Raw genomic sequence first — 9,215 nt, forward strand, 5'->3', positions numbered from 1 at the left:
GGGCGGCCGCGGCGGCGGTGGTCAAGGGGTTGTTGACGAAGACGCCCATGATGTCGCGAGGGCACGCTGGTCATCCAGCACGCCGACAAGGCCGGGCGCCCCGGTTTGCAAACCCTGTGCCGCATGATCGAGCAGGCGCCGGCCTCCATGTGGAGCGTGGTGACGTTGAGGGTCCCGTTGCCGCCCGTTGGTGATCCTGGTGTGACCTGCCGAGTATTGCGGGTTGCGGCGGTCAGGACGTTCGCCCTTCTTGGCTCGTCGGGTGCCATCTCCGCTTCGCGATGTCGAGCCCCCGCACTTTGCCTCACGCTCTCCCGCCGCAGACGGCCTGACCTTCGAGCGTCTGCACTGAAGCCACTTCTAATCCCAGAAGTCGGAGACGCCGAGTTGACGGGCGGCGTTCAGGGCGGCTCGGCCGAGGACGTTGGTGTAGGTCGGGAACGAGAGCGGGATGCGGATGAACTGCTCCACCGGCATCGCGGCGGCCACGGCGACCGCGGCCACCTGGGCTATCTCGACGGCTCGTTCGCCGACGATGTGGCAGCCGATGATCTGGTGGGTGGCGGTGTCGACGATGAGTTTGCAGAAGCCGCCGGGGCGGCCGTCGATGATGGGGCGTACGACGTCGGCGAACTGTTCGGTGGCGACGACCACGTCGTGGTCGGCGCGGGCCTGGGCCTCGGTCGGGCCGACCTGGGCGTACTCGGGATCGGTGAAACTGCCGATCGGGTTGGCGGGTGGGCTCAGGCGGGCGTGGGAGCCGGTCACCGCGTTTGTCGCGGCCTGGAAGCCGTCCTGGACCGCGTGGGGTACCAGCATCAGGCGGCCGGTGACGTCGCCGGCGGCGTAGACGTGCTCGGCGCTTGTTCGCAGCTCGGCGTCGACCTGCACGTAGCCGCGAGCCGTGGTGGCCACGCCGGCCGCTTGGAGGTTCAGGCCCGCCGTGTCGGCCAGCCAGCCGATCGCGGCCACGGCCAAGGTCGCCTCCGCGCTGTGCGTCACGCCGTCGCTGGTGAAGACCATGCGTACGCCGGCCGGGGACTTCTCGAAGCGTTCGATGCGGCCGAAGCCCTCGCGCACCTCGATGCCGGCGGCGCGGAACGCGTCGGCCATGACCCGGGAGACGTCCTCGTCCTCGGTCGCCAGGATCCGCGGGCCGGCCTCGAACAGCGTGACCCGGGTGCCGAGCTCGGCGAAGACCGACGCCACCTGCGCGCCGGTGGCGCCGGCGCCGATCATCAGCAGCGACTCCGGCACCGAGGTCAGCGCCCAGGCGTCGCGCTGCGAACCCACCAGCTCCGCCCCGGGCACCGGCAGGAGCCGGTTGGTGCCGCCGGCGCACAGGATCACTTTGTCGCAGCGAAGGCGGAGGCCCGGTTCGGCTTCGATGGTGTGCGGGCCGGCGAAGCGGGCCGTGCCGGCGTGTTCGAGGATGGCCACTCCGGCCTCCTGGAGTTCGGCGCGCATCATCGAGCGCTCGGCGACCTCGCCGACGACCTCCCGGACCCGGCCGAGCAGCCGGGGGAAGTCGAGGACGGGGTCGCCGACGTCGATGCCGTACCGATGCAGGTGCCGTGCCTCGCGGCGCAGCCGGGCCGCCTGCGCGAGCGCGCGGACCGGCACCGGGCCCTCGGCGGCGGCCATGCCGCCCACCGCGTCCCGGGTGACGAGGACGGTCCGGGCGCCCAGGCGGGCCGCCCGCAGCGCCGCCGAGAGGCCGGCCGGGCCGGCGCCGAGGACGCCGACGTCGGCGCTTTCCACAGTGGTCATGTGACAGTCCCTTCGTTGGCCATGAGTACCCGCAGGAACATGAACAGCAGAATGCCCAGTGCCACCCCGAGGACGATCATGGCGACGTACGGCAATCGGTCCTTTTTGCTCATGTCTCACCTCGCCTGGTCCGGGCGACGAGGTACTCGACGCCCTTGGTCGTGAGGAACGACGTGATGACGGCGATCAGAATGGGGGCGGTCTGCAAGGCCCCGATCTGCGTCATGAACGCGGCCAGCAGCACCATCGAGAACGGCGCGGCGACCACCCCGCCCGGCACCGCCGCGAGCAGGCAGGTGAACGCCAGCCCCAGCGGCACTCCCGGGATCACCTGGTGGATCAGGACGCCGGCGGCTCCCCCGACGAACAGGGCCGGGAAGATCGGCCCGCCCACGAAGCCGCTGGCCTGGCTCACGGCGAAGGTGAGCATTTTCGCGATCGGTACGGCGATCAGCAGCCCGAGGCCCAGGCTCCCGGCCTCGCCGAGCACGGTCTCGAGCTGATCGCTGCCGGTGAACATGGTCAGCGGCAGCGCCACGCCGACCAGCCCGAAAACGGCACCGCCCAGCACGGGCCTCGCCATGGGAGGGAGCCTGAGCCGCCCGAACAGCGCCGCCGCGCCCTTGACGAACAGGCCCATCAACGCCACCACGACCGCCGCGACCAGGCCGAGGGGCACCCCGGCGACCAGGAGCCAGTCCTTGAACTCGTACCGCGGCACCTGATAGGCGTCGAGAAAGACGGACCCGGCGATGACGAAGTAGACGCCGAACGAGACACTCGAGGCGACGATCGTACTCAAGAGGGCTTTGACGTATCTCTGTCCTCCCGGCCGGGCGATCTCCATGATCATGGCCACCACGATCACCGTGCTGGAGAACAGTCCCCCGTACGCGCCGGCGAAGCCCGACAAGGTGTTCAGTCGCGCGTCGTCCTCGCTCAGCCCGCGCCGCCGCGACCACCAGCCGCCGGCGCCGCCACCGATGGAGCCCAGCGCCTTCTCCGGCCCGAGGCTGGCCCCGCCGATCAGCGACACCGCCGACACGGCGACGACCCCGGGCACCAGCTTGGCGTCGACGTGCTCCTCCCGCAGGTCGGCGATCAGCCCCGGAAGCTCCCCGGGCAGCCCGGTCAGCCGCCGCAGCAGCCCGACGGCCAGCCCCGCGCCGGCGGTGACCGCGATCCACCACCAGGCCCCGCCGAACCATCCCGGATCCGGCTCGCCGTACCACCGGCCACCGGCCCCGGTCGCCCCCACGAAGACCAGACCGGCGAAGGCGCCGAAAACCCCGAGGACGATTGCGTACGCGATGAGGACCCAGAACTCGCGCCGGCGAGTGAACGGCGGCGCCAGAACCGGTTCCCTCGTCGCGCTCACAATCAACGAGCGTTCCCGGCCTCCGTCCGCGACACCTCACCCCGTGCGGATGAAGGCTTGTCGAGGCCGTCGTACGCCGGTCCGGTCTGGGCTGGCCGATCCCGCGCCCCGGCGGCTTCACCTCCGACGCCCTCGCCCGGACCGAGTCGATCCGGGCCGGGCGGACCGTGGCCGCGCCGTTCGGCGACGTCCCGCTGACCCGGCGCACGGCCGTGGGACCCTGCTCGGGTGGATTTCTTCTTCTACTGCTGGGATCGAGACGGGACCGGGGAGCTGCGGCAGCGGCTCGTCGAAGAACACTGGGCGTTCATGGACCGGTACGCCGACGGGATGATCGCCCGGGGACCGACGCTGACCGACGACCTCGACGGGGCCACCGGCAGCGTCCACATCGTCGATCTGCCCGGCGTTCCGGCCGCACAGGTCTTCGCCTTCGAAGAGCCCAACTATCTGGCCGGGGTCTATCGCCGCGTCATCGTACGGCGCTACGTGGATCTGCTGGGACAGACCATGTGGGACTTCCCGGGCCGAGAGGAGGAGCGGAGGCGTTATCTGGTCCTCGCGCACGCCAAGCCGCTGATGGACTGGCCCGGAACCGAGCCGGTCCTCGACCGGAAGCGGCTCATCGCGTACGGCCGGCTCCTCTCCGAGGACACCGAGGACTGGGAGGGCGCGGCCGTGATCGGGGAGTTCGACGAGCCGGCGGCCATCGGGGACGTCTTCGCGGCGACCGGGGCGTACGAGACGATCGAGATTCATCCTTGGACCTTCGGCGGCCGCCGGTAGCCTCGGGCCATGGTCAGCTTCGACATCACTTCGATCGGCACGGTTCGCAACGAGCGGACGGATGTGCAGAACTCCGACTACTGGGGCGCGGTCCGCAGCACGATCGTCGTCGACGAACGCTTCGGCGACGCGTGCCTGCAGGGGCTGGAGCTCTTCTCGCACGTCGAGGTGCTGTTCGTCTTCGACCAGCTCGAGGAGCCCGGCGACTATCGCGAGCCGCGCCCGTACCGTGGCCGGGCCGACCTGCCACCGGTCGGCATCTTCGCCACGCGGGGCCCGCGCCGCCCCAACCGGATCGGCGTGACCACGTGCGCCATCGCGTCCGTCAGCGGCCGCGAACTGACCGTCGTCGGCCTCGACGCGGTCACCGGCACCCCGGTCGTCGACCTGAAGCCGGCCATGCGGGAGTTCACCGTGGCCGACGTCGAGCAGCCCGAGTTCGTCTCCAAGCTCATGGCGGACTACTTCAGGCCGTGAGGAAGATCGGGTTGGTGAGCGCCGCCATCCGGCCGCCGGGGTGACGCACCTCGGCCCGGACGAACGCCGACTCGGCGGCGAAGGTGGACCGGCCGATCTCGCCGCGGTCGGTGTGAACGGCAACCGTTCCACCCGGGACCCCGCTCACCTCGGCGGTCACCACGACCTCGCGGCCACCGGTGCTCAGCCGTTCGCCGGCCTGGGCGCGGCGCTCGCCGACGGTGGCGGTGAACGACAGCTCGACGCCGGCCGACTCGGCGATCCAGCAATGTCCCCCGCGAATGCCGGCGAGCACCTTGTCCGCATCGGCCTTCTCGGCCCGTACGACCGTCTGAGGTGTGCCGATCTGGCCGGCGAGATGAACGTCGCTGTTGCCGATCGCCGGCCGCCACCGGCCGCGGCGAAGGTCCCTCTCCCATCGGGCGAGCGCCGCCTCGTTGTCGGCGTTCCAGGGCAGATCCGAGATCCACTGGCCGTTCCACACCTCGACCGCGTCGAAGTCCTCGAACGGGTGACGGAAGGTCCCGGTCGGATAGGGCGCGAACGGGTGCGCGACCACGGTCAAGCCTCCGGCGCGCCGAACCTGGTCGACGCCGTCGACGGCCTGACCGAGATCGAGACCCAGGGCGAGCCAATGTCCGAGATCGGTTGTCACTTCCTGGCCGAACACCACGAGAAGGTCTTCGCCGGCGTACGACTGGAACGCCCCATGGGTTTCCACGGTGTTGTGCTCGGTGACGGCGATGAAGTCGAGCCCGGCCGCGCGCGCCGCCGCCGCGATCTGGCCGGGTGTCAGCTCGCCGGCGTGGGAACGCTCGGAGTGGACGTGGCAGTCGCCGCGAAACCAGGGCATCAGGTCAGCGACGCCGTGGCCGCGCGCAGTTCGGTCAGGGCGGTCAGGGCGTGCGGCGCCAGGCCCTGGCCGTCGTCGCGGTCGCCCTCGGACCAGCGGGCGTAGCCGCGCTTGAAGGCGAGCACACCCAGTTCGGCGGCGACCTGGGCGACCGGTTCGGGCACGCCACGGGCGGTCAGGGCGCCGGCCATGGCGGCGGCGAGGCCGACGCTTTTGAGGGCGTCCCGTTCCTGCAGTTCGGTGCTGGCGGCCACGGCCGCCTTGAGGCGGGGGCCGAGTTCGCGGTTGGCCGGGCCCATCGTGCTCGACGCGCGCGCCAGGCCGGCGGCGACCGCGTCGAGCGGGGCGGCCTCGGGCGGGGCGTCGGCGATGCCCTCGGCCAGCAGCTTCGACAGCGTTTCCTGACCGGCGACGAGCAGTTCCCGCTTGTCGGAGAAGTGCCGGAAGAAGGTGCTCTTCGTGACGCCGGCCCGCTCGGCGATCTGCGCCACCGTCGTGGCGTCGTACCCCTGCTCGGTGAACAGGTCGACGGCGGCGACGACCAGTCGTTGCGTCGTCTCCGGTTGCCATCGCGCCATGACGACCATCATAGGCGACGGGACAATGGTCCCATCACGCGCTATGGTGATGGGACAGAAGTCCCGTCACTTTTTCAGGAGCATCCATGCTTGTCTTCGTCACCGGCGGCACCGGCACGATCGGCTCGGCCGTCGTCGCGGAACTGCTCACCAACGGCCACACCGTGCTCGCGCTGGCCCGCTCGGACAGTTCGGAGCGCACCCTGCGGGACGCCGGAGCGGAGGTGCTGCGCGGCGGCCTGGCCGACCTCGACGTTCTGCGCGCCGGCGCGGCGCGGGCCGACGGCGTCATCAGCCTGGCCTTCGGGCGCGACTACGGCACCCCGGAGGCCCTGGCCGCGTCCATCGCCGAGGAGAGCGCCGCGATGGCCACGCTGGGCTCGGCGCTGATCGGCAGCGGCCGCCCGCTCGTCACCGTCTCCGGAACGCCGTGGGTGCCCGGCCGCGCCTCCACCGAGGCCGACCCGGTACCGACCGACGGCCCGGTCGGCGCGCGCGGCCGCTCGGTGAACGCGCTGCTGGCGCTGGCCTCACAGGGCGTCCGCGCCACCTCCGTACGCATGCCCCGCACCGTCCACAACAACGGCCAGGGCGGCTTCGCCGGCTTGCTCACCGACGCCGCCCGCCACACCGGCGTCGCCGGCTACCCGGGCGACGGCACCCAGCGCTGGCCGGCCGTCCACGCCCTCGACGCCGCGGCCCTGTTCCGCCTGGCCCTCGAATCGGCCCCGGCCGGCACCGCCTGGCACGCGGTCGCCGACGAGGGCGACGCGGTCCGAGACATCGCCGCCGTCGTCGGCCGCCGCCTGTCCCTGCCGGTCGAGTCGGTACCCGAGGAGACCTTCGGCCCGTTCGGCCCCATCTTCGCCATGGACCAGCCCGCTTCCAGCACCCACACCCGCGAAACCCTGGGCTGGCAGCCCAAACACCCGAGCCTCCTCGAGGACCTCGAAAACCTCCAACCGTAACCTTCTTCTCCTGGCACGCCACTCGAGGACCGTCGTTGTTGCGAACGGAACGAGCTGTGGTTGCGGGTGAACTGGATAAACGTGTGAGTGGTGGCCCGTCCGGCGGGCCACCACCCACATGACATCAGCCTTCCATCAAGGCGGTGAGGTTCTCCAGACTGCTGAGCAGGGCGCCGGTGTAGGCGAAGATCCGGGCACACCACTTGGCGACCGCTGAGACGATCTGCGCCGTGACGACCGGGATGGTGACGATCGCGAGCGCCTCGGCCGCCCACACGATCACCCGCGCCACCAGGTCACAGATCAGGTCGCGGACGATGTCGCGGGTGAACTGGACGAGATTGCCCGCCGCCCGGGTGGCCGCCGACATGGTGTCGGCCAGCACCGCCAGGCCGCCGAGCCCGTCCACGTTGCTGGCCATCATCGACCGGTATGAGCTGGCGGCGCTGCCGCCCCAGTCGGGGAGGTCGGCCGCGAGGCTCGACCGGAGATCCTCGGCCATGGTCTGCAGCGCACCGGCCATGTTGGCCCACGTCTGGGCGTTCGCCACGACCAGATCGGGGATGCCGGCCAGCTTGTCGAGCACATCGCGCAGCGGCTCGAAATGCTCCATGACCCACCCCAGCCCGTTGGCGAGCAGGGCGCTGAACGGGTCGATGACGGTCGCCGCGGCGTCGCCGACCAGCGAGCCGCCGGCCAACATGCCGTCGACCCAGCTGCCACCACTGACCGATTGCCGCAGGCCCTGGAAGCCTTCAGCGAGCGAGACACCGGTGTACGCGGTCCGGGTGGTGGTCGAGGAGGCGACCAGGGTGGTGTTCGACACCACGGTCAGCCTCGCCCGCCGGCGGCCCGGATGATGCTCTGCGCGTTGCCGTCGGCGGCGTCGTAGTCGCGGCCGGTGGCGTCCAGCGCCTCGGCCAGCAGGTCGAGGTTCTCCCCGGCGTAGGCGTAGAGCTGATCCTGAGCGCCGTGCCGGCGTTCCAGGATCGCCGACATCCAGCCGCACAGTAGGCCGTACGCGCTGTCGTCCTGGGCGATCGCCCTGCTCGCACCCTTGATCTCTGAAAGCTGGTCGCGTATCGCGCGAACGTTGGCGGCGTGCCGGAACAGCTGCGAGGAATCCACCTGGAAGGCGTCCGGCATGTCAGAATCCTCTCGCGGTCGACGGGTCATCATCGGCCGGGCGCTGCAGCACATCGCGCATCCGGTCGGCGATGGTGCGTGCGGAGAGCGAATCGGGCCCCATTGTTTCGACCGCGATGTCGTGCACCCGGTCCGCGGCCTTCGACCGGGCGTCCCGCAGGGCGCTCAAGACCGCCCGGGCCACCACCGCCGGCTCGAAACGATGGATGCGGTCGGTGAGTTCCAGGCCGACCAGCACCCCGCCCGAGTCGATGGTGACCTCGGCCAGACCGTTGCCGTCCCGCGCGGTGACGCGCAACCGTTCGATCTGCTCGCTCATGGCGGCGGCCCGCGCCGCCGTCCGGTCGACATCGTCCTTCCACGACCGCAGATACTCCCGGGACGCGTCCGGATCCAGGAAAGGCTGGGTGTCGGAAACCTCGGACATGCGCCGGAGTGTACAACGACGTGCGCAAATGGATCACACGGTGAAAACCAGTGCACGGGCATCGACGTTGACGATGTGCCCGTCCCCGAGGGTGGCCACCGGCTCCGTCCAGTGGACGTGCCCGCAGAGAGTCAGCGCCGGCGCTCGCCGCGCCAACGCGGTACGTATCGAGGGCCGGCCGAGCTGGCCGGCGCGATCGCCGGTCGGTCCCTCGTGCAGGAGCAGCACGTCCACGGGCGGTGTGGTCAGCTTCCCGACAAGCCCGAGGAAGTCCTTCTCCGTACGCCGCAGCTCACGTTCCGGATCGCCGACGATTCCCGAGATGCCGGCGACCGTGACGCCGCCGAAGCTACGCCGGTCCCCGTCCAGCAACGCGACGTCCGAGCCCAGCTCGGCCACCTGCGCCGTTGTCACCTCGTCGTGGTTGCCGGCGACGCCGTACACCATCGGGCAGCCGGCGGCGGCGAAGGCGAGCCAGACGTCGAGGACCGCCCCCGAGGCGCCGCGCCGGTCGGCGCCGGGCGCCGAGTAGAGATCACCAGTGAGCAGGACGCCGACCCGGTCGGCGGACGGCAGCAACCCACTCTCCGCCCACACTCCCAGGTAGTCGGCGAGCGCGATGCCCAGCAGCTCCGGGTCGCCGCCGAGTGGCGAGGAGGCGACCCCCTGCAGGTCACCGGCGGCGAGCAGCGCGTCGCAGCCGGCGGGCAGCTCCTCGACCGGCAGCCGCTCGACACCGAGCTGAACATTCTGCGGGACGCCACCGGGACCGGCTGCCCGGTACGGAATCGTCGCCAGCCTCTCCGGTCGTGTGCCGGCCAGCCGCATCAGC

11 protein-coding genes are annotated in these 9,215 nt (G+C 71.2%); 3 read left to right on the forward strand and 8 right to left on the reverse strand.

What is annotated here, in order from left to right; genetic code table 11:
* Nucleotides 1-360 precede the first annotated feature (360 nt).
* Both ACGFJ7_RS18650 and ACGFJ7_RS18655 read right to left on the reverse strand, forming a co-directional pair.
* Entirely contained in the window at nucleotides 361-1,770 is a 1,410-nt protein-coding gene (locus ACGFJ7_RS18650) for an NAD(P)/FAD-dependent oxidoreductase (RefSeq protein ID WP_360250488.1), read from the reverse strand.
* A gap of 109 nt (nucleotides 1,771-1,879) precedes the next feature.
* Complete coding sequence (locus ACGFJ7_RS18655; RefSeq protein ID WP_360250491.1) at nucleotides 1,880-3,148, reverse strand: chloride channel protein; 1,269 nt, start codon at nucleotides 3,146-3,148, stop codon at nucleotides 1,880-1,882.
* 228 nt (nucleotides 3,149-3,376) lie between these two features.
* Between ACGFJ7_RS18655 and ACGFJ7_RS18660 the strand changes: the two genes are divergently transcribed.
* Nucleotides 3,377-3,934 (forward strand): YciI family protein, encoded by a 558-nt coding sequence (locus ACGFJ7_RS18660; protein ID WP_360250494.1) that lies wholly within the window; start codon nucleotides 3,377-3,379, stop codon nucleotides 3,932-3,934.
* A gap of 9 nt (nucleotides 3,935-3,943) precedes the next feature.
* The gene (locus tag ACGFJ7_RS18665; protein ID WP_392642826.1) at nucleotides 3,944-4,411 is read left to right on the forward strand and encodes an SAM-dependent methyltransferase; all 468 of its coding nucleotides are present in this window, start codon (nucleotides 3,944-3,946) and stop codon (nucleotides 4,409-4,411) included.
* On the opposite strand, the gene ACGFJ7_RS18670 is transcribed toward ACGFJ7_RS18665, so the two are convergent.
* Nucleotides 4,401-5,264: a CehA/McbA family metallohydrolase gene (locus ACGFJ7_RS18670; protein WP_360250500.1), complete on the reverse strand. Its 864-nt coding sequence runs from the start codon at nucleotides 5,262-5,264 to the stop codon at nucleotides 4,401-4,403. The two genes, ACGFJ7_RS18665 and ACGFJ7_RS18670, sit on opposite strands and share 11 nt — an antisense overlap.
* On the reverse strand, nucleotides 5,264-5,842 hold the full coding sequence (locus ACGFJ7_RS18675) for a helix-turn-helix domain-containing protein (RefSeq protein ID WP_360250503.1): 579 nt from the start codon (nucleotides 5,840-5,842) through the stop codon (nucleotides 5,264-5,266). The genes ACGFJ7_RS18670 and ACGFJ7_RS18675 overlap by 1 nt, the downstream gene beginning before the upstream one ends.
* 86 nt (nucleotides 5,843-5,928) lie before the next feature.
* Here ACGFJ7_RS18675 and ACGFJ7_RS18680 point away from each other — a divergent pair, with 86 nt between their 5' ends.
* Nucleotides 5,929-6,810 carry an SDR family oxidoreductase gene (locus ACGFJ7_RS18680; protein WP_360250506.1) on the forward strand — a complete coding sequence of 294 codons (882 nt, stop codon included), beginning with the start codon at nucleotides 5,929-5,931 and terminating at the stop codon, nucleotides 6,808-6,810.
* Between the two features lie 124 nt (nucleotides 6,811-6,934).
* On the opposite strand, the gene ACGFJ7_RS18685 is transcribed toward ACGFJ7_RS18680, so the two are convergent.
* Genes ACGFJ7_RS18685 through ACGFJ7_RS18700 form a run of 4 tightly spaced genes read right to left on the reverse strand, consistent with a single transcriptional unit; the run spans nucleotide 6,935 to nucleotide 9,211 of the window.
* Nucleotides 6,935-7,636, reverse strand: coding sequence for a WXG100 family type VII secretion target (locus tag ACGFJ7_RS18685; protein WP_392642827.1), 702 nt, complete (start codon nucleotides 7,634-7,636; stop codon nucleotides 6,935-6,937).
* A 5-nt stretch (nucleotides 7,637-7,641) separates the two neighbouring features.
* A complete protein-coding gene (locus ACGFJ7_RS18690) occupies nucleotides 7,642-7,956 on the reverse strand; it encodes a hypothetical protein (protein WP_392642828.1) in 315 nt (104 codons plus the stop codon).
* Nucleotide 7,957: 1 nt separating this feature from the next.
* Nucleotides 7,958-8,383, reverse strand: a complete 426-nt coding sequence (locus ACGFJ7_RS18695) for a YbaB/EbfC family nucleoid-associated protein (protein WP_392642829.1) — start codon at nucleotides 8,381-8,383, stop codon at nucleotides 7,958-7,960.
* 33 nt (nucleotides 8,384-8,416) lie between these two features.
* The gene (locus ACGFJ7_RS18700) at nucleotides 8,417-9,211 is read right to left on the reverse strand and encodes a metallophosphoesterase (protein ID WP_392642830.1); all 795 of its coding nucleotides are present in this window, start codon (nucleotides 9,209-9,211) and stop codon (nucleotides 8,417-8,419) included.
* Nucleotides 9,212-9,215: the final 4 nt, after the last annotated feature.

The sequence above is a fragment of the Actinoplanes sp. NPDC048988 genome, from assembly GCF_043197815.1.
Taxonomy (GTDB): Bacteria; Actinomycetota; Actinomycetes; order Mycobacteriales; family Micromonosporaceae; genus Actinoplanes.

Excerpts from the sequence above, each read along its gene's own strand:
- ACGFJ7_RS18650 (WP_360250488.1), bottom strand. The coding sequence starts at position 1,770 with ATGACCACTGTGGAAAGCGCCGACGTCGGCGTCCTCGGCGCCGGCCCG.
- ACGFJ7_RS18665 (WP_392642826.1), top strand. The coding sequence starts at position 3,944 with ATGGTCAGCTTCGACATCACTTCGATCGGCACGGTTCGCAACGAGCGG.
- ACGFJ7_RS18670 (WP_360250500.1), bottom strand. The coding sequence starts at position 5,264 with ATGCCCTGGTTTCGCGGCGACTGCCACGTCCACTCCGAGCGTTCCCAC.
- ACGFJ7_RS18675 (WP_360250503.1), bottom strand. The coding sequence starts at position 5,842 with ATGGCGCGATGGCAACCGGAGACGACGCAACGACTGGTCGTCGCCGCC.
- ACGFJ7_RS18680 (WP_360250506.1), top strand. The coding sequence starts at position 5,929 with ATGCTTGTCTTCGTCACCGGCGGCACCGGCACGATCGGCTCGGCCGTC.
- ACGFJ7_RS18690 (WP_392642828.1), bottom strand. The coding sequence starts at position 7,956 with ATGCCGGACGCCTTCCAGGTGGATTCCTCGCAGCTGTTCCGGCACGCC.
- ACGFJ7_RS18695 (WP_392642829.1), bottom strand. The coding sequence starts at position 8,383 with ATGTCCGAGGTTTCCGACACCCAGCCTTTCCTGGATCCGGACGCGTCC.
- ACGFJ7_RS18700 (WP_392642830.1), bottom strand. The coding sequence starts at position 9,211 with ATGCGGCTGGCCGGCACACGACCGGAGAGGCTGGCGACGATTCCGTAC.